Below are 26,987 nucleotides of genomic sequence, written 5' to 3' on the forward strand. Positions count from 1 at the left end.
CTAAAACCGAATTATGAAAAAAAACTCCATTTTAGGTCTAGTTCTTGTCGTACTACTAGGGACTATAACTAGTAGTCGAGCTCAAGAGAATTCTACTATAGCACCGGGACCCTTTACCGCAACCGATGCTTCTTTAGAAACTTATGAATTTCCAGATTGGTTCCGGGATGCAAAATTTGGAATATGGTCTCATTGGGGTCCACAAGCGGTGCCAAGACAAGGAGATTGGTATGCAAAAAAAATGTATCAAGAAGGTAGCACTGTGTATAAGTATCACTTAGAACACTACGGTCATCCTTCAGAATTTGGTTATAAAGATATTATTCCGCTATGGAAAGCAGAGAAATTTGATCCAGAGGCATTAATGGCATTATACAAAAAAGCAGGTGCCAAATACTTTGTAAGTATGGGGACGCATCATGATAATTTCTTCTTGTGGGATTCTAAAATTCACGATTGGAATGCTGTAAAAATGGGACCTAAGAAAGATATTGTAGGCCTTTGGCAAGAAGCTGCAAAAAAAGAAGGTTTAAAATTTGGAATTTCAGAACATTTAGGAGCCAGTTATACTTGGTTTCAACCAAGTCACGGCGCAGATAAGGAAGGGAAGTTTAAAGGAGTTTCTTATGATGGTGCTAATCCTGATTATCAGGAGTTATACCACCAAAAAACAGCTGAAGGTGACACGGAATGGATGACTACGAATAAAGAGATGCAGAAAGAGTGGTTAGCGAGTATTAATGAAGTAGTTAATACCTACAAGCCAGATTTATTATATTCAGATAGTGAGATGCCCTTTGGTGATACTGGACGCGCAATGATCGCTAATTTTTACAATACAAACTTAGCTGCTAATAATGGTATATTAGAAGCAATTTACAACTGCAAAGAACCATCTGGCGGTAAGTGGGTGCAAGATATGGAGCGTGGTGTAATGGATGAAATTAACCCACACCCGTGGCAAACAGATACCTCTATTGGCGATTGGTATTACCGAACAGGGCAAGAATATAAAACAGCAACCTATACCATTCAGATGCTTTGTGATATTGTAAGTAAAAATGGAAATTTATTAATCAATATTGTTCAAACTCCAGAAGGTGATGTAGAACCAGATTTATTAAATACCTTAGAAGAAATTGGAGATTGGATTGCCATTAATGGAGAAGGTATTTATGGCACACGGCCTTGGAAAGTTTTTGGAGAACGACCAGCAAAAGCAATAACCGTAAAAACAGCGAAGTTTAATGAAAAGAACATTACCTATGGTGAAGATGATATCCGTTTTACCAAAAAGGGAGATCATTTAATGTACGCATTTTGCTTAGAGCAGCCCACGAAAGATATTACTATAAAATCGCTAGGAAAAACTGCAAACCTGAATACAAAAAAGATACGTTCCATTCAACTTCTAGGAAGCGATGAAGTGTTAGAATGGAAGGTAAAGAAAGATGCATTGATCATCAAGAAACCAAAACAATTACCTGATTTTAATGTAATCGGGCTGAGAATTGAATTTGAATCGTAGTTATTATATATAAAGGATTAGCAACGGCTTTCAATTTGAAAGCCGTTGCTAGTTAAAAATACTATCTAAACGTTAGAATACACCCTAAAATTGGTCGATTATTTGGTCTTGCGTACTACATAGGTATGTGTTTTTGGCTGTCTTTTATCCTGAATACTACTTCTTGTGGTCGTCAATAGCTTCCAAAGTTCTTCCTCGTTAGGCTTTTCTTTAAAATAGCTGTTACACATTTTTACTAAATAGGAATACCAGCTTTTTTCTTGTTGTTTCTCTAGTTCTTGATCTAAGTATATTCTCTTGCCCTCAGCGGTATCAGGACCAGTATATTCTTTTAAGTTCTTGTATTCAATAAGTGCAATGGTTCTTAATTTAGAATTGATGTTATGATAGGCCTCACAGAGTTCAAAGACCTCTAGTGCTTGTAGGTATTGTGGCGTATTTTTATAGGCAGATAAATCTATTCCTGAAGCTAAAGATGCGGCAGAAAATTTGCCAATCAAATAAGAGTCAAAGTGCAATTGATAGTTCCCTTTTTTCAAGTCCGTAATCTTCAAAATTTCTTCATTAATAGCTAAGGCGCTACTATATTTTTTTGCTCTTTAAACCTTTCGAGAATGGGGAAGGGGAGTGCTTCTTGTGTAACATCAAATTTAATTTTCTTTCTATTACTTACGAGTCCGCTTATGCTGCAATTACTTGCTAATGCTATTTTATTAGACGGAGCGTTGATTTGTATAGAAGACAATTTTTTGGGATTGAATACCGAAGTAATTATTTTGTAGCCATCGCGAAATGACCTAAATCTCCAGGGTGAATTCTATCAGGGCCAATAATAGTAAACGTGCTATCTTTTTGTTGACCCGTATGATTTATTTCATTTAAATAATCATAGAAATCTACTAATGGAGCTTCGTTTTCCTTAGCTAACATTTTAATATGAGCAGCACATTTAGCCAAAGCTTCATTACAACCAACATCATTAACTTGATCTATTTTTGCCGTTTGATCATAAATGGTGGGCGTCAGAAAAATAGGTTTTATAGCATGCTCTTTTAATAAGGCTACAATATGCGTAGTCTGTGAATAGTAATGTGCTAATGCTTCTTCTCTTTTTTTTAGTATCTCTTGGGTAACTTCAATACCTTCTGCATACAGCTGTCTTTGTATATCATTCATACCTAACTTCAAGAAGGCGTAATCTGGTTGTAATGAAAGGATATCTTTTTCAAACCTGTACAGAACACCATCAGCAACATCACCCGAAATACCATTATTATAAACTTCTAAGGCTAAATCTGGATATCGGGTAGTTAAATAAGATTGCAGGATCATATGATATCTGCCGTCTTGAGTTATACTATTGCCTATAAAACTTATTATATCATTGTTTTTGAGTTTAATTTTATTTTGGCCTTGTAACGTAAATACCAAAGCAATAAAAAGGACTAAAAATAACCTCCCATCACCTTTTGTTACTGCTTTAGGTAACTCCATTTTTTAATTTATAATGATTGGTTTGTATTTAATAAAAATCCCAAAAGTCATATTTTTCACCTTCAATATTTTCTTTTTTATCACCTAATTCCAATGCCTTTACTTTCATTTCGTTACGCATTTGAGTAAGCAGAGCTCTGTGTTCGGGAAAGAAAGATAAGTTTTGTGTTTCCCAAGGATCTGTTTTAATATGGAATAACTGTGTAACCTTTGAACCTGCTTCAGTTTCTCCATCTTTTTTAGAAAAATCTTTAGCACGTACATACTCTATTAATTTATAGTCCCCTTTACGATAGGCTCTTTGAAACTGTCGGTAGGCATGATACGTATAATCACGAACCCCTTTTACTTTATTCGTCATGATGGGCAATAGACTTTTACCCGAAACTGTATTTGGTGCGTCTACGTTGGTAAAATCACAAATGGTAGGAAAAATATCATGGATATAGGCAAAGCTATCATAACGTGCGCCCTTATTCTTAATAAGATTACCAGAAAAAATTAGAGGTACATGAATACCATCTTCATCATAGCTATTTTGTTTTCCCATTAAGCCATGGTTTCCTACTGCTAAGCCACTGTCTCCAGACAAAACAATCAATGTATTTTCATATTGGCCGCTTTCTTTTAAAGCCTTAATAACCTTTCCTATTTGTGCATCTAAATGGGAGATAATCGCATAGTAATCTGCTAATTGTTGTTTAGCTACTAGTGGAGTTCTAGGCCACGGAGCCAATTCTTCATCTCTTAGAAACATATGTCCGTTATCAAACGGATGTTGCGCCATATAAGAAGGTGGTAATTGTATGTTTTCTGTGGTATAGAGTTCTTTATATTCTTGTGGTGCTTGACGCGGATCATGTGGAGCATGAAACGCCAGATACATTAAGAATGGTTTTCTACTCGTATAAGATTTAAAATATGAAGCTGCTTCTTTAGCAAATACTTCAGAAGTATGTGGACCATTTTTTTCTGTTCCTGTAGGGCCTCTTTTGGCATCTTTAGGAATTGGTGCTTTGACTATTTTTCCTTGTTCATCATACACCAGTAAATAGGCATTTTCTTTTTTAAATTCTCCTGCAGTTTCGTAATCATAGAAGGGCATTCTAAAATGATCTACGAGGTAAACTCCTCTGCCCATTATTTTATCGCCAGAGGTAAAACTACGTTTTAAAGAAGCTCCATCTTGATGCCATTTTCCAATAATATGGGTGTTATATCCTGCAGCTCCAAATACTTCGCCAAAAGTGGCATTCTCTTTAGGTAGCGTATGTCCAGTTCCTTCTAATTCAAATACGTTAGTTCCTGTGAGCAGCATAGCTCTACTAGCCACACAGGTAGCACCCGTAAAAGCACCCATCAAGTAGGCGTTTTCAAAAGCTACCCCATCTTCAATTAATGCATCCATATTTGGAGTTTTAACTTCCATGCCTCCTAGTGCATGAATTCCTGAATATCTATGGTCATCCGTATAAATCAATAGAACATTTGGCTTTACACTTTTTTTTTGACTGTATGTAAGTGTACTTGCTAATGCTATAAATAGTATAGTGATATTTTTTATAGCGTGATAGGACTTTATCATTTTTTTGATGTTTTTGTTATTCTAATTCAAATTTAAAAACTGTGGCTAAGTCGTTCATTTCAACATTGGGCATGGTTAAATAAAAACTCTCTGAAGTAAGCTCCCAATCTACAGTAATGTCTGAACCTAATAAGCGTACGTTCTTTATTTGAGAAGGTGGTATGTTTCTATGATACCCGCCAATAGCGCGCATTTCTATTTTCTTTCCTACCTCTGGTTTACCCAGAAAAAATACGTGCATCGCCTTTTTATCTTTTGCAATGGTAAAGCGAACATCATCTGCGGTGTATTTTATTTTAGAAGATTGTCCGCCGTGAGAGCCATCTACCGCTTTAGCAGGTCCATAACCAAAAATAGTATGTGTTCTGGTACCATAAACAGCTTCACCATGTACTTTTAACCAATCGCCAATTTCTTTGAGAATGTTTCTTTGTTCTTGATTGATAACCCCATCTGCTCTTGGAGAAACATTTAGTAGTACAATTCCATTTTTACTCCAAACATCAATCATATTTCTAACGACTAGATCTGCTGTTTTGTACGGATGCCCTTCAACATACATCCATTTACTTTCTCCTAAAGTAATATCTGTTAACCATGGCAAAGGGTGTATATCTCTTCTTCCACCTTGTTCAAAATCTAAAACGCTATAGTCTAAGGGTAGATCATCTTGTTTATGTGCTGTAACCACTTCTTTGTTTTGTTTCAGCCCATTATTAAAATGATGTGCAGCCATTTCCATTCTTTTATCTTCAGGAATTAAATTCAGCCAAGAGTCATACCATAGAATATCTGGATGGTATTTGTCAACCACTTCATTTACTTGATCTAACCAATATTGATTAAATTCTTCTATGGTTTCAAAATTACCGAACAGTTTGCGCAATTTCGGGTCTGTAGTGGCGGTCGGTAGATCAGGGTGATACACATAATGACTATCATACGCTGTTTTCCAAGCCTCAGGCTTATGAGCATTTCGTTGCCCATTTCTTGCATGATGAAATGTGGCAATGGTTTTTATGTTTCTTTTCTCTAAAGAGGTAAAGAGTTCACCGAGAATATCTCTTTTCGGACCCATATCTGCTGCATTCCATGGGTTTACATCACTATCCCACATGGCAAAGCCATCATGATGTTGCGCTACAGGGCCAGCGAATTTAGCACCTGCCATTTCAAACAAGTCTGCCCAATTTTCGGGATCAAATTCTTCTGCTTTAAACATGGGTATGAAATCTTCGTATCCAAAGTCATGAATACTACCATAAGTCTTTTCATGATGTTTACGAATATCGCCTTGGTCTTTATACATGTTATGCGGGTACCATGCACTACCATAAGCTGGTACACTGTAAGGTCCCCAATGAAAATAGATACCTAATTTAGAATCCTGAAACCATTCTGGTGCGGCATCATGTTTTTTTAAAGATTCAAATACAGGTTCATAAGTAGTCTCCCTGTTAGTTTTACAACCTAGAAGGAGGATGGAAATAGAAATCAATAAAAGCTTAGTTGCGTTCATTCTGGTCTTTTTAAAATTCAAAAGTCAATGCTATTTGTATGGGTTCGTCTGAATTGCCAAAATAATTTTCAGTATTTCCCTGTGGTCCCATAGTGTCTGGTTCTTGAAATTTGGTGCCAATACCAGGTATGTTTTTTACAAAAGAAATGTCGCCTTCTGGATATTCAATACTCACTCTTTTGTTAGGGTCTTCGGATGGGTTTTCTGGGGTTAGCATGCGTAGAAATGTGTTTTCAGAGTTGCAATAGACGGTAAAACCATTGTCATTTTTTCCTTTAACTTTCACCCAATATAAGCTTGAGAAAAAGCCTTTAAATTCAGGATAAACATATTCAGTTTCACCAGTAATGGTATTGTTGTAATCATTCTCCCAAACCTTAAATTGGGTACCTTTCATTCTGTTTCTCCAAACCCGATACGGGCCATCGCCCAACCATTTCATACCACTTACCTCAGACTCAGGAAAAGAGAATGTAATGCCCTTGTATCCTTTTATAACTCTTTTGCCTTTAAAATCAACTGCCAAATCAAGTAAACCGTTAGAATGAATGGTCCATTTGATAACATCTGAGGATAACTCTTTGTGACTCGCCCAGGTAGGTGATTTATCTTTTAGCTCAAAAACGGTTGTGATCTCTATGCTGTTTTTTAAACTTTTAATAGCTACCGAAATTACGCTGTCATGCTGTGCTAAAATGATGGGTCCGTTATTGAAAGGAATCACCTTTCCGTTTTTGATGACTTCTTTTAAGAGACCAGTCTTTGTTGAGAATGTATAGTGAATGCCATTGGCTTCTATCGCAATACTATTATCCTTTATTGTCTTTTTAAATTTACTTTTTTCGGAAGAATTAATATAGGCAGCATTTAGTGCTTTGGGTGTTTTTACGGGATAGCTCCAGGTAAATATTTCCATGCCTTGAGCATCTACAGCAGTCAGATAAAGTACATCCGCCGATTGCCAATTGTCTGGTTTGGTAACCGAAAACGTTCCTTTAGTATTTGGTTCTAAAGCCGGTAATTCAATTTCAGATTCAGAAAGTACTTTAAACTTATCGCTTTCATCAGGACCATTAAATTGAACCCATTTTGCGGTCATTTTATTTTCATTCAAATTCGTAAAATGATACCTGTTCTCTACTTTAAAGATCCCATTAAAATTTGGGGTTATAAATCGATCTTCAATATAAATAGGAGACCAAACTTCTTTTATCGTGAAATAACTGGCTTCTTTTTCTCCATATGGGCCTACAATACCATCGGCAGCGTGATTGCCATCAGTGTCAAGCGTGTTATTTTTATCGGTACGAACGATGGCTTCATCAGCAAAATCCCAAAGAAAACCTCCTGCAGAAAGTGGCATGTTCCGCATTTTAGACCAGTAATCGTCTAAGCCTGCACCATGGCCACCATCATATAAGCCATGTAAAAATTCTGTTGGAAAAAGTATTTTATCTTTCGAATAACCGTCATTGGCTAAAGCATGATACTGAAAATAATGCAGCGTATTTGTTTTCTTGAAGATATTCCATGGGTGAATAACTTCTCTTTTCTGAATATCCCACAGGGCATAATCATCATCTAAATCGGTGTTCCAGCCTGTTTCATTACCATTTGCCCATAATAAAATAGAGGGGTGGTTAACATCTCTAACCACCGTTTCTTTCACTATTTTCTCTCCTACTTCAGTATCTAAATGTGGCGAGTGCCAGGTGCAGACTTCATCAATAACAAATAGTCCCAAAGAATCACAGGCATTTAAAAAATGAACATCGGGCGGGTAATGAGACATCCGTACCGCGTTCATATTCATGTCTTTCATCATTTTAATATGCTCAATACTCAATGCTTTTGGCGTGGTTCTGCCTGATGAAGGATGAAAAGAATGCCTGTTTACCCCTTTGAATTTAATTTGTTTTCCGTTGACATAAATTCCATCGCGTTCGCGAACCTCAACCGTTCTAAAACCAATACGATTGCTAGTGGTATGCAGCACTTTTTTCTTTGCGTCTAAGACCTCAATAGTTAATAGATAAAGGTTCGGCTTTTCAGGATTCCAAGTTTTAATGTCATTTGCTGTTGTAGTTACATGCCATGTTCCTTTTTCCTGTTTATTTTCGGTTATAGTTAAATCTTGAATTTTGTTATTATCCAAGTCAGATAGAAACATGTTTACAGATTTAACCTTGTTCGATGAAGAGAAAATATCGGCATTGATGGTACCATCCGCTTGTGCATCTATGGCAACCCGTTCTATATATTCTTTCGGAGAAATTTTTAGATACACAGGTCTAAATATTCCACCAAAAACCCAAAAATCTGCTTTTCGTTCGGCATGATTGATAGATTCATTGGCCGAAACTTTGTTGACCTTAACTTCCAATAAATTAGTTTTCCCAAATTTTAATAAATCGGTTATGGTATATTTAAATTCATAAAAAGCACCTTGGTGAATCTCCCCTGCTAACTTTCCATTAATTTTCACTTCGGCGTCGGTCATGACACCTTCAAAAATAATTTCTATCGTTTTATTTTCCCATTCTTCGGCAGCCAGAAATTCATGTTTATAAAGACCAAATTCTTTATGGCGTGTAGCAAGGTCATCTTGCCCATAATTGTAGCCGCCAAAACCTTGTTGTTCCCAGCAAGAGGGTACACTAATGGTGGTCCAAGAGCCACTGTTCATTCCTTCAGAGCAGTAGAATTGCCAATCTACTGTATTGTCTTTTCCAGTACCCGATAGGTATTGTATTTCTGATTTGACACTTGAGGTTTGCCCAACAGCTAAGAGGTGTATGAGAATAAAGAAGCTAGCGACGAGATATTTGAATTTTGTCATTACTCTTTTTCTTTTAATGCTTCATTTTGCAAACGAATACGCTCTTGCTGTTCTTTATTTAATCCCTGCTTATAATAAAATTCGGGCCTGTGATAGACATGGGCTTTTTTCATGCCTTGATCGTCTACATCTAAGCTTAAATCACAATCAAACCTGGTTAAAACAGCGTGATTTGTGTCCCAACCATTTACACTAGTAAAATGTGATATCCCCCAAGTAATACCTCTACCATCTTTGGTGTCTGTGAAAGCATCAGGAATAAAAGGACCTGCAGCATCTGGCATTAATTCTGTAATAGCGGCAATATTAAAATTGATGCCGTCTTCTGAATATTGTATGGTATTGTGTTCATTTCCATCTCTAATACTTAAGGCAGCTATACCGGTTTTAAAAGGAAAAAGGGTAGTCTCGTGCCCAGAATTCAATACTGGGTTTAAGGGATTTTTAGTAAATGGTCCAAAGGGATCTTCGGCAGTAGCTAGACCTTGCATTCGTACTAAGTTTGGTCTGCCCACAAAATCAGATTTATAGTATAAATAAATTTTACCTTTATAAACCAGTGGATAGGGGTCATGAATAGAGTATTGATCCCATGTATCTTTTGCTCCATTAGGAATAACAATTTTGTTGGTGGCGGTCCAAGGTCCATCTGGTGAAGTAGCATAAGACATCAGAACAGGGCAATCATCGCCTCTTGTTCCACTAGGCTCACTAAAACCTTGGTAATACATATAGTACTTTCCTTTCCATTTAAGAATATCGGCTGTTGATACGGAACGGTGGCCTAAATTAGGTTTTGGAGGTCGAGGAATAGCAACACCTTGCTCTTTCCAAGTAAAACCGTCTTTGCTCGTTGCATACCAGATCTCAGCCAAATCCCAATCGGCAGAAGGGATTGTTTCTGTTGCAGATGCTGCACCTTTAGGAGGGGTAGCGGTATGTCGATAGGTATACCAAACATAATATTTTCCGTTTTCAAAAATCACTTTAGAAGGATCTCTCCTACTAATGGTACCATCATGATTATTATAGTCTAAGCCTTTTAATTCGGTATATTTAAATTGAGAATAAAGTTCATTATCTTTTGGTTCTGGTGCTAGGTACCCATCATAATTACGCTCCATTGAAGTACTTAGCGGTATTGATGGTTTTTCTTTTGGTAGTTTATAAGGGAAAGATTGTGCGCTTGCGCTACACGCAATTAAAAAAAACAAAGCGATAATGGGTGTGTGTATTTTCATAATATTTAATCTATAATTAGTGTTTCTGGTCGTAGGTCTATAGTCTCTGTTTTTATATCAAGACTACTTATTTTTAACTCTTTAATGTGTCTTGCATACATTCCATATGCTGGTAATACGTTAAAGAAACTAAATTCTGGGTACCTAGTTTCGTCTTCAGGTACTTCAAATAGGTCAGACAATTTGCCTCCGCCAGGTAAGTCAATAGTAATATTCTCTAAGGTCAAAGCACCTATTTTATGCTTTGGAGTTCCTGTAATTAAAATTCCAGAGGGCGGTGAAACTCTTGAGCTATCTAAGCCTCTAGTAGTTGCTTTAATATTTTTTATACGAACATTATGAATAGAACCTACCGCCTGTTTGTCGGTGGTTCTGTAGGTTCTTAACCGTTCTCCTAAGCGCACAAAAATGGGCATGTCTACATGATTCATTTCTATATTTTCTATGAGTACGTCATGAATGTTAGCACCATCTACACTTAGTATTTTTATGCCGCCCCCTTTGGTATCTTCAATTTTACAATCACGGATATCAATATTATAGAAATCTCCCATAGATTCGGTACCAAACTTTATAGCTCCCCAATCACTCTTTAAGGTGCAATTGGAAACCTTGACATTATAAGTAGGTAATGGACTCGTAGATTTTATGCAAATAGCATCGTCGCCAGAATTTATGTTACAGTTTTTAATAATGATATCATGGCTAGAATCTAGATCAATACCATCATTATTTTGGTTTGCATGATTGTAAATAGATACGTTGTCTACAAGGATATTACTTGATTGAAAAAAATGACAGGCCCAAGCTGCGGCTTCCCGTAAATGGATGTTTTTTAATGTAATCTGAGTTGATTTTACAAAACGTAATAAAAAAGGACGATTACCTCCAAATCGATCCTCTCCCGAAATACCTAATGCTTTTTTTTTGATAAAAAGATTTTCAGGAAGAAAGGCTGTGCCGTTACCATCGATACTTCCTGAACCAGAAATACCAATATTTTTAGCACCCATTGCGCCAATCAAACAGGTACCACGTTTTTGCCCTGTAGCATCTACAAAAGTATCTATACTTTGATAATCTTGTGGGTTAGCACTGCCTAGAAGCTTAGCGCTTTTATCAATCTGAAGGGTAACATTATCTTTTAAAAGAATGGTGCCACTGCTATAAACACCCTCTTTAATAACTACAATTCCTCCACCATTTTTTGAACACTTATCAATAGCTTTTTGAATAGCCTTTGTATTAATGGTTATACTATCTCCTTTGGCACCAAAGTTTTTTATATCATAAATCTTTGGCTTCAGACTAAAAGAAACCATGGCTCCTAAAAGAAGCAGAGCAATAAATAACGAGGTTATGTTAAAAACAACTAATTTTTTCATACTATTTTTTACCATCAACTAATTCCCAAGACCGTACCCAATTGTAAGTGGTCGTTCTTTCGGCTTCAGTGCCGTTCATTCCGCCATCTTCTGGAACAGGATTCCAGTTGTACGTTTCTACGACCATTCTTAAATACATTTCAATGTCATAATCTGCAGGCGGCGTTACTTTTGCAAGAAAATTACCGTCTAGAAAAAACTGTACTTCATCTTTTGATTTCCACCATACACCATACACATGGTAATCATCATATACTTTTCCACCCACCAAAGCACCAGATTTATTCGAGCCTTTTTCGTAATCACACCCTTCAGGAATATTTCTGCTGTGTGTGTTGGAATTCATAGATTGGTCAAAATTCTTCATCCATTCGGCATCATTGGTAATTTGTCCAACACTCTCTTGAATATCTAACTCAGTAGTTCTTTTATCACAACCTTCTAATTCTTTAGACTCGTTTATGAGCCAAAAAGTAGAAGACATGAAGGTTTTATTGGCTTTCATTTCGCATTCATAGTACCCATAGGTCATGCCATTAACAGAGCCAACATAACCGCCACCGTGTGTGTATTCTTTACCTTGTTTTGTTACGGGCTGCGGTAGCAGTCTCGTAGTGATTTTTAAGCCACCATCTTCCACTTTTATATTTTCTGATTGAAATAAGCCGGGAGCTCTACCTATCCAACCTTGCCCAGAAATTTGCCATTTTTTCTCGTCTACTTTTTTGCCCTCAAATTCATCGGACATGTTTTTTACCAGTTTCCATTTTTGAGTGGTTGGTTTTGGATCTTCACCATCATTAAAGTGTGGAGATTTTTGTGCGATGACCGAACCGGCAGCAAATAGGCAACTAGTAAGTAGGGTAATCTTTAGTTTGTTTAGAATTGATTTCATAAGGATTGGTTTTATCGTTTTAATACTGTAATTCGTGATTAAGATATTTGAGCCTTTCTTGAATTAGTTTGTTGTTGAAAACAGCCTTGTCTAATTTTTTGATGTCTATATTAAATTGGTATTTCTGATAATAATCTTGTTGTAAAGCGATAGTGTTGAGTATTAAAAGCGCCTCTTTTTCATTGGTAGAGTCATATAACATCTCTGTTAAATAGTTAGAACTATCCAATATTCCGGTAATACCAAAAAATTCTGCAGCGCGCATTCTATTGATCAACAAAGAGTCAGACCTCATTATTTGCTGAATTTGATTAGAAAATACAGCTGCTTGTGTGCTAAAGCTAGAACACGTAATCAATGCCCAATAGCGTTCTAGATCATCAGAAGAATCTAAATACTTAGCTAATTTTGGTTTTGCCTTTTCAAACGGAATAAGCTGTAAATTGGCAATTTTTAAATAATTAGAAATTTCTTTTTTGTGGGCTGTCCCGAAAGTAATAGGGTCATTAAAAGCCTCGTCAATAATATAATTTTCAGGAAATAATGACAGGTCTGGCATTGATCTCATCCAACCACTTAGGTTTTTTCTAAGCTGTTTTAAGCTTTTTTGATATGCAGGATTGTTCGCAAGATTGATGGTTTCATAAGGGTCATTTTCAACATCATATAATTCTTCGGCAACCTTAGGTTTGAAAAATTGCGATTGTATGTCGTTAAGTTTTCCAGTATCGAAAAGTGCTTTCCATTCTTTGTACGCCAATTGCTTGTACCTATAGTTATTCATAAGCCCATCTACCATAAAAGGTTGAAAATTTCTTATATATTTTAAGTTGCCTTTTCGCAAGCTTCTGACCATGTCATACTTTTCATCAAACCGATCTGCATAACCATACGTTTCATTATTTTGCAGGGTGTTTTTTGAGATGTTCGTACCTAAAAAAGGTGTTCCGTCTATGGTTTCAGGTATTGTAATACCAGCTAAGTTTAATACCGTAGCACTAAAATCTATGAAGCTAACGAAGGTATTTGTTGCCGTGCCACTTGAAAAAGGGGATAGGTTTTGGTATTTTTCAGGAACGGAGACTACTAAAGGAACATGTAAACCAGTTTCTTTTAAATAGCCTTTGCTATTGGGTAAAACTCCGCCATGATCTCCATAGTAAAAGATGATAGTGCTTTCTAATAGGTTGTCACGTTCTAATTCCCGGATTACTTCGCCTACTTCAGCATCCATCTTAATAATTCTGTCGCGGTAAAATGCATTTGTATATGAAAAGGTTTTTGTTTGTGGATGATTGGGTTGTACAAATACAGATTCTAGGGCAGTCTCCGTTTTTAATGTCTCCATTTCTTTCTGAGAGAAATGTAAACTTCCTTCATGGGTGGTGCCTATGTTATACACATGAAAAAAGGGCTGTCCTTTTTTTCTGTTTCTCCAGCTAGCTTTGTTGGAAGAGTCATCCCAGACTTCATTGCTTTTGTGAATATTATAATCTTCCTTTGCATTATTGCTCGTATAATACCCGGCATCTCGCAGGTATTCAGGAAACATTTTAATGTTTTCAGGTAGTGTTACTTTTTGTTCTGATCTATGATAATGTGTTGCTAGTTTCGGTCCAAAAACACCCGTAATAATACTAGACCTTGCAGCACAGCAAACAGCAGCATTTGAAAAAGCGCGGTTAAACTGGATTCCGTTTTGGGCTAGTTTTTCAATATTTGGAGTGTGTACACCATGTGCATCAAAAAGTTTCATGTAATGTTTGGAATTGTCTTCTGAAACAATCCAAACAACGTTAGGCTGTTGTGCTTTAAGGTTGGCGAAACAACAAAATAGGAGTGTGGAGAATAAAAAGCGATAGTTCATCTTTTTAATTTAATTTTAATTCAGGATTCGTTAGCTCTTTTCCATTTAGATATACATTCTTGGCGTTTCCATTTATGACATCATCTAAAACTATAGCCTTACGCTTATCATCTGAAATAGTGATTAATTGAAAATTGTTGATATATAGCCCATCAATATGCCTAGCATAAACTCCAGAAGCGGGTAGTGTACCTACTTTACTAAATTCGGGCCACCAGCCATTTAAGGTTTCCAGTGTATATTCATTGATTTCTTTTTTAGTGGCATCTGCAAAAGTACCGCCACCAGAAACCGTCATTTGAATGTTATTTAATTGAATATCTCTGATGTAATTATCGGGCATTCCCGTTAAAAAAATAACTGAATTTTTATCGAGTTCTCGGTTGTCTATTATCATATTATTGAAAGAGAAACTATGCATTTCTTTCATCGGAAACATGGTTTCCGGAGTATCTACACCAGCGCGTTGCTGGCAAAAGGTCATGAAAATTGGTCTAGGAACATTTTTCATGACTATATTCGAAAAAATCATATTTTTCATTTCTCCACCTTCATTCATTTGAATTTTTAACCCTGAATCTTGTATGTCATGAAAAGTGCAATTGCTTACGGTTACAGATTCAAAGTCTCCTCTAGAGGCTAGACCAATACGCATAGCAGCCCATTTACTGGTAAATACACAATTGGTAATTACAATATCTTTACAGGGTTTATCGGGTCTTGAGGTTTGCAAACAAATAGAATCATCACTCGTGTCAAAAGAAGAATTAGCGACGCGTACATTGGTGCAGCCGTCAAAATCTAGTCCGTCTCCATTTTGGTTTACACGACTTATTATTTTAATGCTATCTACCACAATTTGATCACAATACAACCATGCAGAAGTCCAAGCGGCAGGGTTAATCAGCGTTACCTCTTTTAATTGAATATTGGTGCAATTAAGAAAGCGCATCATCATAGGGCGGCCACCTTTTTCTTTTGTAAAATATTTTGGATGTCCATTGCCATCTATGGTTCCTAAGCCTTTAATCGCAAAGTATTTGGCATCACTCGCAAAAATTAAGCAACGATCCATATGAGGTTCGTTTTTATACCTATTCTTATGAGTGTCTGTGGTGTAGTCCTCGTAGTTGGGGCTACCTAATAAAACAGCTCCATTTTCAATATAAAGGGTGACAAAATTTTTCAAGTAGATAGTGCCAATCAAAACGGTTTTACCAGCAGGTATAATTACGTTTCCACCTCCATTTTTAGTGCAGGCATCAATGGCAGCTTGCACCGCTTTGGTATCTTTAGAAGTTCCGTCTCCTTTAGCGCCATAGTCTAAAACATTATAATCATTGGCTTGTAAAATCGTTGTAAATCCTAAAAGGAATAACAGTAGTATTTTTTTCATCTTACAGACTGTATTTGGTATAAATACTGGTTAAATCAGTTTCATCTAACGTTTTTAATTGCCAGTCTTTTAACTTACTTAAAAGACTGGTGATGGTAGATTTTGATTTCTGTTTACGGATGAGGTTTCTTGTTTCCCATGGGTCATTTTTTAAATCATACAATTCTAAATTTCCCGTTTTGGGGTAAACGATTAGTTTTTTGTTTTGTGAGATAATACCTCGTTGGTCATCAAACATGGCTAGATAAATAGAGGCTCTAGCTTTTCCTGTATGAGTTAATAAAGGAGCTAAACTTTCGAAATCTGTTGGCTCTTTCATTTCAAGGCCTAGCAAATCAAATAGGGTAGGTACCACATCTTGTAAATACACTCGAGATGCAATTTTAGTATTAGGTTTAGCCAATGGTGCTTTAATAATCAATGGTGCGGTAACACTTGGTTCATAGAGGCATACCTTACCCGCGACACCATTTTCACCAAAATTAATTCCATGATCAGAAGTAAAAACTATGATGGTATTGTCATAAATTCCTTTGTCTTTTAAGGCTTGGATGATAGCTCCAATACCAGTATCCATATGGGTAACCATAGCATTGTTTTGCTGTACGCGTTGCTGCATGGTTTTAGATTGTAAGGGATCATTGGTATACTGGTATTTTACGTTTGTATTAAGCGGAGTATTATTAATTACACTTGGTGGTAAGACCATCTCCTCTGCGGGATACATATCATAATATTTTTGCTCGGTTTGTCTGGGAACATGCGGAGCATTAAATGCTACATAGGCGAAAAATGGTTTTGTTTTATCATAGGTATTTAAAAAAGAAACGGCTTCGTTAGCGGTAATATCCGTGATGTGCCCAGCAGGAGAATTGTAGGTTTTCAATTGCCCAGCTTGAATGCTTCCGGTTTCATCAAAAATTTCTTTAGCATTCTTTCCCATGGCATGCCATTTTCCGGTCATATAGGTATAATAGCCCTTATCGTGTAATTTTTCCGGTAGCGACTTTGGTGCGTTTTGCTTGTTTATTTTTTGAGATTCCCAAATATATTTTCCGTAGATAAGCATGGTCCTACTAGGAATGCAAACTGCGGGAGACCAACAACCCATATTGTAAGCGGCAGTAAAAGAAGTTCCTTCTTTGGCGAGTGCATCAATATTGGGTGTAATCATAGCCTCATTGCCATAGGCGCCAACTGCTTGATTGCTCTGATCATCAGATTCTATAAAGAGAATATTTAGTTGAGCTTGGCTGTTGATTGAATAGAAAACTGCTAAAAATAAAAATACCTTTTTTAAGTTCATTGTTGCGATGAATTAGAATCGTTATTTAGTTACTTCGGTATACAGTAAAATTATATATGGGAGTAGCTATTTCGTAAAAATTAAAAGTATATATAGCTCTGATGAAAAAGGGTAAGAGATAAGCAGAATACTACCATAGATGATTTTTTATGATCTAAAGGGCTATAAAAATGTCATAGATACTATTTAAAAAACCTCAAGTTGCTCATCTGTTTTAGTTGTTAAATCATTAGTGGTGTTGTTGTGGAATAAAAATATTTAGTTTTGAACTACCTAGTTTCAAACTATCCAAATGAAAAAAACAGCTATTTTATTTTTTACTTTCATGTTAATTACTGCTAAGGCAGAATGTCAAGAGAAAAGCAAAATTGATTTCTTCAAACAAATAAAAACAGAAAAAGTTATTTCTGATTCCACCATAGTTTGGAAGAATTTTGGTCCTGGAATGTCTGGATATAACGAAGAGTTTTGGACACACCCAACAGATCCAAATTCGATGTTCATGGGGCCAGATATGCATGTGAGTTATGGCACTTGGGACGGAGCAAAATCTTGGCATACCTTAAAAGATTCTGATGGCAGTGGTTTTGATATGGAACGTGTGTTGGATATTGTTTTTTCTAAGCAAAATCCTGATTTTGGGGTAGCCTTAGAACGCCGTGGAGATGTGTATACTTCCTATAATCGCGGAAGAACATGGAAATTAATTTATCATATCCCAAGAATAGAAGGCAACCACCCCAGTAATGCGCATACAAAAATAGCTATTCACCCTAAAAATGATAATGAATGGTTAATTGGTGCTGGTGATTTTTGGAATATAAAAGATAATCACAGAAGTTTAGCTAATCCTCACGGTGCTATTAATGACCGCGCTAGTTATGGCTATATTCTAAAAACAGTAGATGCCGGAAAAACCTGGTCTAAAATAGCTTCAAATATTTCAAAAAATTTAGATGTAGGTAGAATTATCTATCACCCAACAAATCCAAGTACCATTTTTATAGCCACAAATTACGGGCTCTATACTAGTACTAATGGCGGTGTAGATTGGCATGCAAGCCATGAAGGCTTACCTAATAATTTACCAAGAGACCTTACCTCTTATTACGATGAAAAAACAGGAGCGTTTATATTATATCTGGTTGAGCAAACAATGTATAGTTCAAATGGAAATACAATAAGTTCAAAAGGAGGGGTATATAAAAGTACAGATTACGGAAAATCTTGGGAGAATATTACCAGTAATCTAACTATCGATTTAAATAAAATTAATTTTTCTGCGGAGATAGATCGGTATTATAAAACTATTGGTTCTTGGTTTAATCTTTCTAAAAATGAAGCCAAAGATAAATATTCCAATTTGCCATCAGAGATCTTACCGGTGTTCAATCGGTTGGTGGTGAATCCCATAAATCCTGACGAAATCTATGTATCGTTTAATAAAAAGCATGACGTTACTTTTGGAGCTGGCGATGTTTGGAAAACAGATAATGGAGGTGCGTCTTGGTTTGCTTGTGCTAGACAGGGATCTTATTGGCTTAGTGAAAAAGATAAAGCATATTGGCAAGGGAGAAACAATCCTATAGGCGCTAATGTTGAATTTGCGCATTTGCAAACCTATATGGACCATGAAGTAGAACGTTCTGGTAATCGTATGATGAATATTAATTCATTAGGAGAAGTATTTATCGGTATAGATCAGCAGACCCTTAAGTCATCAGATCAGGGTAAAACATGGCAGCAGATAGATGATTACGAAACTTCTGTAGGAAGTAATAAATGGATAGGTCGTGGAGATAGTAATCTGCCAGGAAGGTTTATGTTGCTAGAAACAGGTATAAAAAATAGAAGATTATTAGCCAGTGGTGAACACGGATTATGGCAGACCACAGATTTAGAAGATTGGCCAGACAAACAAGCAGTGGCTGTAAAGCAGCTAGATGGTCAAGTTCAGGATTATGAAGGGAACCATGGGCAACATTCAACAGCTACGGTTGCAGTGCATCCTACTGATCCTAATATTATTTATTCCTTAGCTTGGCGTCAAGAACACAGAGGTAAATTTCGAAGAAGTAAAGATGCAGGTAAAACATGGGAAAATATAGCTACTATTTTTGATGCAGCAAATAATTCGTGGGAAGGCGTGGCTACTCAATATTCTTTAACGATAGATCCTGAGAATCCTAAAAACATGTATTTCTGTACGGTTAAAAATCCTATTTCAGAAGTAGGTAGTAAAGCACCTCAATTAACAAAAGGCGGCTATGGTTTTTACCGTTCTTTTGATGGAGGGTATACTTGGGAACTAAACAATACAGGCTTTCATAAAAATGCTAGTGTTCGTAGAATAACAATGGATCCACAAAATTCGAATAACTTATATGCTGCTTTGAATGATGCTAATGGCGGACTCTATAGCACTACCGATAAAGGGAGTACTTGGAAGAAAATGACACTGCCTGCAGAAATAAAAGCCGTCAATTCTATTTTTATTGACCGCAATAATGGATATTTCTACATCGCTACGGGGCGCCGTACGGGTAGTTATGAAGAAGGCGGTGTATGGCGTAGTAAAAATAAAGGAAAGAAATGGCAGCAGCTATTTAAAGCTCCTTTTGTGTGGCAAGTAGAATCATCACCTGTTAATCCAGAGTTGTTAGTGATAAGTGTCGCAAGTCAGCCAATAGCTATGGCAGATAATTTTAAGAATCCGGGGATTTATCTTTCGACGGATGCAGGTGAAAATTGGAATAAAATAAATAAGGGTCTAGGGCAGCCAGATAAAATGGTAGATGTAAAACCAGATCCGTATAATGAAAACGTGCTATGGGCAGCAGGTTGGGGTAGTGGTTGGTTTATTACCTATTTAAATGGGACTAAAGAACCTTGGTTGAACAAGTAACGCTTCATTAAATTTGAAATAGATATGAACCATAAATTAATGGGACTACTAATCTTTATAACTTTTTTTTCGGGGTTTTCGATGCAAAAAAATAAAGAGAATCCTCCTAATGTTATTTTAATTTTAGCAGATGATTTAGGTATCGGAGATTTAGGGTGTCAGGGTAATCCATGGATAAAAACACCGAAAATAGACGCTTTTTATCAGGAAGCTGTACGCATGACCGATTTTCATGTGAGTCCGTTATGCACCCCAACGAGAGCCGCACTAATGACAGGGCAGTATCCTATTAATAATGGGGCTTGGGCAACGTTTAAAGGAAGAGATGCCTTGTCTGAAGATGCTAGTACTATAGCTGATATTTTTAAGGCGAATGGGTATAAAACTGGCTTATTTGGAAAATGGCACTTAGGCGATAATTACCCATCAAGACCTACAGACAGTGGTTTTGATACGGCTATACACCATCTTGCCGGTGGTATTGGAGAATTGTCAGATTATTGGGGTAATAGTTATTTTGATGATGTGTATTATGTAAATAACCAGCCAAAACAATTTGAAGGCTACTGTACAGATGTATGGTTTAAAGAAGCGACACGTTTTATTGCTCAAAATAAAGAGGACCCATTTTTTGTTTACTTGCCTTTAAATGCACCACATGACCCTTTAATTGTTGCGGAAAAATATGCAGAGCCTTATAAGAAATTAGAAGGTAAAGAAATTAGTAGTGCAAATCTTTATGGTATGATCGCCAATATAGATGAAAATTTTGGCAAATTCCACCAGTATTTAGAGGAACAAAATTTGCTAGAAAATACCATTCTTATCTTTATGAGTGATAATGGTACTAGATTTGGTTATAGTAGAGACGGTAAGTTTGGCTATAACAAAGGCTACAGGGGTATAAAAGGTGATAAAGAAGAAGGTGGCCACCGTGTACCGTTTTTTATTCGTTGGCCTGATGGTAAGATAGCAGGGGGAAGAGATGTAAATACAAATGCTGCGCATGTAGATTTAATACCGACATTAGCTGCATTATGTCACTTAAGTATTCCTGAAAGCACACCATTAGACGGACTTGATTTTTCATCATCCATTTTATCCAAAGAGTCCTTAGCTTCTAATCGCACTATTTTTCTACACAATCGTCAAGATTGGAGGCCACCTTATTATGAAGATGGCACGTGTATTATCAAAAATCAATGGCGATTGATTAATGGTACGGCATTGTATGATATCACCAAAGACCCCCAACAACACCAAAATTTAGCAGACAAGTATCCAGAAATAGTTGTGCAATTACTAAAGGAAAATAAAGTATTCTTAAATTCCGTAAAAACAAATAAAACCTATTCTGAATTGCCTTTGAATCATATAGGATCTAAAGAGCAGCTAGAACTTAAACTTACAATTCAACATGCTATTGGTGAGGATGAGGGTATTTGGAAATGTGAACAGGTGGCAGAGGGAATGAAAAATACCAACAATACTCATGCAATATATGTTGAACAAGAAGGTGATTATTTAATATCCCTTCGTAGATGGCCCAAAGAATGCCCTGGAGCTATTTGGGATGTGCCCCACGAAAACCCAAAGAACTTATTTCAATATAAAAGGATTACACCAACAAAGGCGAAGATATCTATAGCCAATCAAATACTCGAAAAAGGCATCAAACCTCAAGAAGAAGAAGTAGTTTTTACAGTGCATTTACAAAAAGGCAAAACTTTTCTAATTAATGATTTTATTGAAAATGAGACATCATACGGTGTTTACTATACTTATATAACGCAAATAGATTAACGCATCATCATTTTTAAACCTATGAAACTAGAAATTGTTAGAAGTGCCATTTTTGGATTTTTTTTAGTGATTGTACAACAGAGTATTGCTCAAGAGAAGCCTAATATTATTTTACTTTATGCCGATGATATTAGTGCTAGAGAATTACCTATTTATGGCTCCTCAGTATGGAGTTTACCTAAAGGGGGCGATACTTCAGATATGCAATACCGAGCCCAAACTCCTGTTTTAAATCATTTGGCAGAAGAAGGAATCTATGTAAAAACGGCTTGGGCTGCTACCATATGTTCTCCGAGTAGAGCTATGATGATGACGGGCAGGTATGCACACCAGCACAAGTGGTGGCATAATAGCGATAAAGGAAAAGCACCTGACCAAAAAGGAAGCTGGAACCTGTATGATAGTTCTGCTTATACACTAGAAGATATTGCTAATAAAGGGGGGGTATGCTACCTACTGGGCAGGCAAAACCCAAATGAAAATTTCAGGTTTTAATTTTGATGAAGGTTGTTTTACTCCAGGTGAAGGATCTTATAATACGCCAATAGCAACTACTGATTTTAGGCTGGAAACTAGAAAAGTCAACGGTATCAAAAAAATAGTTAATGCGGATACTGATGTAGAAGTGACGTCTTATGTGCAATCTGGTTGGTATTGGAAACCCCATGTGCAATTATTAAATCACCCCAAGGCTTCTGAGTCTTTAGAATGGTGGCCCAATAATAAAGCGGCAAAAGACACTTTTGGGTTAAATACATTTGGACCAGATGTGGAATTAGATTTTATTTTCGATTTTATGGAACGGAAACAAAGAGAAAAAAAACCTTTCTTTATTTACCATACCAGTCATTTAGGTCATGATGCAATGGATTTTCTGAATCCCAATAGTAAAAATAAATGGCCCGGCACACCAAAAATTAATTGGGATGGAAAAGCATATACAAGAATACAGCCAAACGTAACGGGTGATAAAGGAGTTTATGATACCCACGGTACCATTACTGAAAGTGGTATTCATCATCATATAAATTATTTGGATTATCAGGTGTGGCGTTACATGAATAAAATAAAGGAAATGGGGGTAGCTAATAATACTATCTTTATTTTTTGTGCAGATAATGGTACAAGCGGCTATGGAAAGGGGAGTCCCGTTTCTCAAAAAGGGACACATGTACCTTTAATTATTTATGCTCCAGGAATGAACATGACTAAAAAAGGCTTGCAAGATATATTGGTAAATATGTCTGATATGTTACCAACTATAGCAGAGATTGCATCCGTGAAAATACCAGATAGTTATGAGGTAAATGGAGAGAGTTTACTTCCTTTTTTAACTACAGACAAACCAAAACATCGGGAGTGGATCTATGGCTATCATAAAGAAATGCAAATTATCAGGGGCGGTTTGGTTTTAAAAGATGGAAAAAATGATTGGTGGGATGTTAGTGAGAATCCTGATGATTTAATTAGTTTTAAGAAGATAAAAGATTGGAGCCAAGTTTCTGAAGCACATAGAAAAGAAAGGGATGAATTAAATAAAGTACTTCCTAATTTTAATTTGCATGAGACGGAGCATGATGCACCAAAAAATGGCCTAGAGAAACCTACGCCCTTGCAATTAATAGAGGACAATAAATAATTAGGAATGCACATTCCCTACATACGTGGAATAGGGATAAGAAAACCAACAATAAGCTACTGCTATAAACTATTGTTGGTTTCTTTAATTCCTCTTCTATTTCCTGATGTTATATATGGCTGCTTTATCATTATTATTGATAACTAGCACCAATTTTTTATCTTTTGAGGTAACACTTATCATACTCCTAACATCCTTATTTGCAAAAAATCCGGAGACCTTATTTGAAACAGGATTAAAATGACCATTTCCATCACCACTTAAAAAACTACCAATACCAGCATCTGCTCTAGTCGTTTCTACTTCAGATTGATAGTTGTTACCTGCCAGTAACAAATCTTTAGTCCCATCACCATTAAAGTCTTCATAGAGCATACTATTGATAGGTGACTTCTGCAACGCATTAGCAAGTGGAGTAAAATGGTATCCTTTACTACCATTATTCCTGAAAATTCCAGATCTAAATTCGTTAGCTGTATAATGCAAAGCTGTATTTATACGAGCTCCAACAATTTCTTCGACATTCTTATTGGCATATTCTATATACGAAGGTATTTTTTTTGATAGATGTGGTAATTGCTGGGTCATACAGCTTTTACCACGAACAGGGACTTGTTTGCCTTGATAATCTTTGGCTAGGATAATATCTTCAATACCATTAAAATCAAAGTCATTCGTGTAGATCTCAAAAGGATCTTCCTTTGAGGCATGGAACTTATAATTCAAACCTAAATTACCTGCAATAATATCTTTATTACCATCATTATCAATATCTTCAACAAGTAATTTATTCCACCAACCTTTGGCATTTGCAAGGGTAGGGTAGTCAAGACTTCTAATTAATTGGTTGTTTTTGTTTATAAAAATTTCAATTCCCATCCATTCGCCTGTAACCACAAGATCTATTTTGTTATCGTTATTAATGTCAGACCAAATGGCATCTGTGACCATTCCTATTTTTTCTAAGTCAGGAGCTAGTTCTGGTGTTTTGATCGTAAAATTACCTTCAGTATTTATTAAAAGATAACTGGTAGGCGCGTAAGGATATTTTCCTGGAACAACGCGTCCGCCTACAAAAAGATCTAAATCGCCATCATTATCATAGTCAGAAGAAGTTACTACAGAGCCCGATGAAGCCATTTCTGGAAGGTTGTTTTTCGTACGAGTAAAATCTCCTTGTCCATTATTTAAATATAATCGATCGTAAAGTAATTCTGGAGTTTGGTTAAATTCATAACTACCACTCACGACATATAAATCATAGTCCCCATCATTATCGGCATCAAAAAATAACGCCCCTTGGTCTTCAAATGCTTTATCATCATTAAAAGATTTTATATGCTTTTTTTGGAATGAATTATTTGGACTCCCATAAAGGAGCTGCCCGGGTTGACCTTTGCCACCACCAATATAGACATCTTCATAACCGTCATTATTTAGATCGATTTTGGTAACAAAAGGGCCTGTTTGTGACAATTTATGCGGCAAAAGTATTTGAAGTTCGTAATCATTAAAGTAGGGGTCTTTATGCGTGTAATCTACTTCTTGCTTTTTGAAAAGAGTTTCAGTCTTTTTGGTATATTCTTTCATACCATCTGCATATCTGTAGTTAAGAAGTAAACTCTGATTGGCTTTTACATCGCGTAGAATTTGAGTTTTACCATCTGGCCAAACAACTTCCACAGTTGCAATGTTCATATGTTTATTTAATCCGAAGTGAAGTGTGGTAGCAACCGAAGATAAAAACCCTTTAGTAGGAATAAGTTGCCTCGTTTGGGTAGAACCATCTGCAAAATTTAAGTGTACCGTAGTTCCAATTCCAAACGTATTTTTGCCAGGACCCACTAAATCTATTTTAAGATAATAGCGTCGTATTTGATCTAAAGTATTATTTCTAAGAACCGTAGCTTCTTCATTAATATTGTTGACGACAATATCTAGGTCCCCATCATTATCTAAATCGGCATAAATGGCTCCATTAGAAAAAGTTGGCTTTTCATCTGTCCATTCTTTTGAAGTATCTTCAAAAGTGTAGTCGCCATTATTTTTAAAAAAATAATTATTCAATTTTTGCTGTGGTAACATTTTAGCAAACCTGAGGAAATCTTCCTTGGTTGGCTTTCTATTATTAGCCTTTAAAATTTGTAAGATTTCACTGTTTTTGTCCCGATCAATTACATCACGATAAACCCCGTTGGTTACATAAATATCATTAAAACCATCAAGATCAAAATCGGCAGAAAGAATAGACCAACTCCAATCTGTATTGGCAATGCCAGACATTTTGCTAATCTCACTAAATGCGCCTTCACCATTGTTTAACTGCAGCATATTATGCATATATTGGTAATGATAGCCCTTGTCAACCATTTCTTCGAAACTGGAAATAGATGTCATGGCCATGGTTGTTTTTGAACGGATATAATCTTCAGGATTCATATCTAAAGTTAATACGTCTAATAATCCATCATTATTTATATCGGCTATGTCACTCCCCATACTATTAAAGGAGATGTGTTTAAATAATAAATCTCTGGATTCTGTAAAAGTGCCATCTTTATTATTTAGGTAGGCCAAATCAGGAATATTAAAATCATTACAGACATAGACATCTAACCAGCCATCATTATTTAAATCGCCTACTTGAGGGTTTAGACCAAAACCAATATCAAACTGTAAGCCTGCTTGTTCTGAAACATCTGTGAAATGGCCAGTGCCATCATTATTATAGAGCCTATCAGACCCTTTTAGTTCTAATGTTTTTGGATCTTTTTGAATTTTATCTAAATCTAGAATTTGAGTTCTACTGGTTATATCAGGAGTGTTAGATACATAGGCATCAAGATCATTATCATTGTCATAATCAAAAAAGGTGGTTTGTATGGTGCGGTTATCATCGGCAATACCTAACACTGCTGCTTTTTCTGTGAAGGTAAGATCGCCATTATTAATGTATAGAAGATTTTGAAATTTGCCATCATTATCTTCCCAACCTCCTCGAGAAATATAGATATCTAGAAGTCCGTCATTATTCACATCGGCCATGGTTACGCCTGTATTAAATCCAGGAGTATTCAGTATCCCTGCTTCTGTAGATATTTCTTTGAAGGTGAAATTCCCAAGATTTAAGTATAATTTATCGGCGGAAGAGTTAGAAGTAAAATAAAGATCTATATAACCATCATCATTAATATCACCTGCTGCAACACCACCACCTATATAGGTGTACATATATTGATAATAATTAGAATCTAAGGTTTCTTCTAACTGGTTAACAAAATCTAATCCAGAATGTTTAGAGGAAACAGCTGTAAATAATTTTTGTTCTTCAGGTATTGGCGCATCTGCTCTTTGCTCTTTACAGGAATATACTCCTAAGTTTAAAAGAATACAGATAGCAATTGGATACAATTTTTTAATACTGAAATAGGATTTGAATGTGGTCATAAGGCGTCATATAATGGGTGATGTAGGGCTCTTGTAATTTACATTGGTTTCTAAACTAAAGCAAACATAGTAGGAGCAAAAAGCGGTAAGATTTTTTAAAATCTTACCGCTTAATTCTAAAAAAAACTAACTCAATAT

General features: G+C 36.1%; 17 protein-coding genes. 5 read left to right on the top strand and 12 right to left on the bottom strand.

Going from position 1 to position 26,987, the window contains the following annotated elements; all coding sequences use genetic code 11:
• Positions 1-13 precede the first annotated feature (13 nt).
• Positions 14-1,528 (top strand): alpha-L-fucosidase, encoded by a 1,515-nt coding sequence (locus CELAL_RS12280; protein ID WP_013551231.1) that lies wholly within the window; start codon positions 14-16, stop codon positions 1,526-1,528.
• 98 nt (positions 1,529-1,626) lie between these two features.
• On the opposite strand, the gene CELAL_RS12285 is transcribed toward CELAL_RS12280, so the two are convergent.
• The 11 genes from CELAL_RS12285 to CELAL_RS12335 form a co-directional block, all read right to left on the bottom strand.
• On the bottom strand, positions 1,627-2,082 hold the full coding sequence (locus tag CELAL_RS12285) for a hypothetical protein (RefSeq protein WP_148229675.1): 456 nt from the start codon (positions 2,080-2,082) through the stop codon (positions 1,627-1,629).
• A 217-nt stretch (positions 2,083-2,299) separates the two neighbouring features.
• Positions 2,300-3,022, bottom strand: a complete 723-nt coding sequence (locus tag CELAL_RS12290) for an SGNH/GDSL hydrolase family protein (protein ID WP_041557722.1) — start codon at positions 3,020-3,022, stop codon at positions 2,300-2,302.
• Between the two features lie 28 nt (positions 3,023-3,050).
• Positions 3,051-4,607, bottom strand: coding sequence for a sulfatase-like hydrolase/transferase (locus CELAL_RS12295; protein WP_013551232.1), 1,557 nt, complete (start codon positions 4,605-4,607; stop codon positions 3,051-3,053).
• A 16-nt stretch (positions 4,608-4,623) separates the two neighbouring features.
• The gene (locus tag CELAL_RS12300; RefSeq protein WP_013551233.1) at positions 4,624-6,126 is read right to left on the bottom strand and encodes an alpha-L-fucosidase; all 1,503 of its coding nucleotides are present in this window, start codon (positions 6,124-6,126) and stop codon (positions 4,624-4,626) included.
• Between the two features lie 10 nt (positions 6,127-6,136).
• Complete coding sequence (locus CELAL_RS12305; protein ID WP_013551234.1) at positions 6,137-8,965, bottom strand: glycoside hydrolase family 2 TIM barrel-domain containing protein; 2,829 nt, start codon at positions 8,963-8,965, stop codon at positions 6,137-6,139.
• On the bottom strand, positions 8,965-10,206 hold the full coding sequence (locus CELAL_RS12310) for a glycoside hydrolase family 117 protein (protein ID WP_013551235.1): 1,242 nt from the start codon (positions 10,204-10,206) through the stop codon (positions 8,965-8,967). Before CELAL_RS12310 ends, CELAL_RS12305 begins: the two co-directional genes overlap by 1 nt.
• Positions 10,207-10,211: 5 nt before the next feature.
• A complete protein-coding gene (locus CELAL_RS12315; RefSeq protein WP_013551236.1) occupies positions 10,212-11,591 on the bottom strand; it encodes a glycoside hydrolase family 28 protein in 1,380 nt (459 codons plus the stop codon).
• 1 nt (position 11,592) lies between these two features.
• The gene (locus tag CELAL_RS12320; protein WP_013551237.1) at positions 11,593-12,486 is read right to left on the bottom strand and encodes a family 16 glycosylhydrolase; all 894 of its coding nucleotides are present in this window, start codon (positions 12,484-12,486) and stop codon (positions 11,593-11,595) included.
• A 19-nt stretch (positions 12,487-12,505) separates the two neighbouring features.
• The gene (locus CELAL_RS12325; protein WP_013551238.1) at positions 12,506-14,353 is read right to left on the bottom strand and encodes a sulfatase family protein; all 1,848 of its coding nucleotides are present in this window, start codon (positions 14,351-14,353) and stop codon (positions 12,506-12,508) included.
• Positions 14,354-14,357: 4 nt separating this feature from the next.
• Entirely contained in the window at positions 14,358-15,749 is a 1,392-nt protein-coding gene (locus CELAL_RS12330) for a glycoside hydrolase family 28 protein (protein ID WP_013551239.1), read from the bottom strand.
• A 1-nt stretch (position 15,750) separates the two neighbouring features.
• The gene (locus CELAL_RS12335; RefSeq protein WP_013551240.1) at positions 15,751-17,055 is read right to left on the bottom strand and encodes a sulfatase-like hydrolase/transferase; all 1,305 of its coding nucleotides are present in this window, start codon (positions 17,053-17,055) and stop codon (positions 15,751-15,753) included.
• A 292-nt stretch (positions 17,056-17,347) separates the two neighbouring features.
• Between CELAL_RS12335 and CELAL_RS12340 the strand changes: the two genes are divergently transcribed.
• The 4 genes from CELAL_RS12340 to CELAL_RS12350 are packed head-to-tail and all read left to right on the top strand — an operon-like array spanning position 17,348 to position 23,402.
• Positions 17,348-19,960: a VPS10 domain-containing protein gene (locus tag CELAL_RS12340; RefSeq protein WP_013551241.1), complete on the top strand. Its 2,613-nt coding sequence runs from the start codon at positions 17,348-17,350 to the stop codon at positions 19,958-19,960.
• 24 nt (positions 19,961-19,984) lie between these two features.
• Positions 19,985-21,763, top strand: coding sequence for an arylsulfatase (locus CELAL_RS12345; RefSeq protein ID WP_013551242.1), 1,779 nt, complete (start codon positions 19,985-19,987; stop codon positions 21,761-21,763).
• A gap of 21 nt (positions 21,764-21,784) precedes the next feature.
• Positions 21,785-22,258, top strand: coding sequence for a sulfatase-like hydrolase/transferase (locus CELAL_RS22730; RefSeq protein ID WP_013551243.1), 474 nt, complete (start codon positions 21,785-21,787; stop codon positions 22,256-22,258).
• Positions 22,239-23,402, top strand: coding sequence for a sulfatase-like hydrolase/transferase (locus tag CELAL_RS12350; protein ID WP_013551244.1), 1,164 nt, complete (start codon positions 22,239-22,241; stop codon positions 23,400-23,402). The genes CELAL_RS22730 and CELAL_RS12350 overlap by 20 nt, the downstream gene beginning before the upstream one ends.
• A 96-nt stretch (positions 23,403-23,498) precedes the next feature.
• On the opposite strand, the gene CELAL_RS12355 is transcribed toward CELAL_RS12350, so the two are convergent.
• On the bottom strand, positions 23,499-26,849 hold the full coding sequence (locus CELAL_RS12355; protein ID WP_013551245.1) for a VCBS repeat-containing protein: 3,351 nt from the start codon (positions 26,847-26,849) through the stop codon (positions 23,499-23,501).
• Positions 26,850-26,987: the final 138 nt, after the last annotated feature.

The organism is Cellulophaga algicola DSM 14237, assembly GCF_000186265.1.
Taxonomy (GTDB): Bacteria; Bacteroidota; Bacteroidia; order Flavobacteriales; family Flavobacteriaceae; genus Cellulophaga; species Cellulophaga algicola.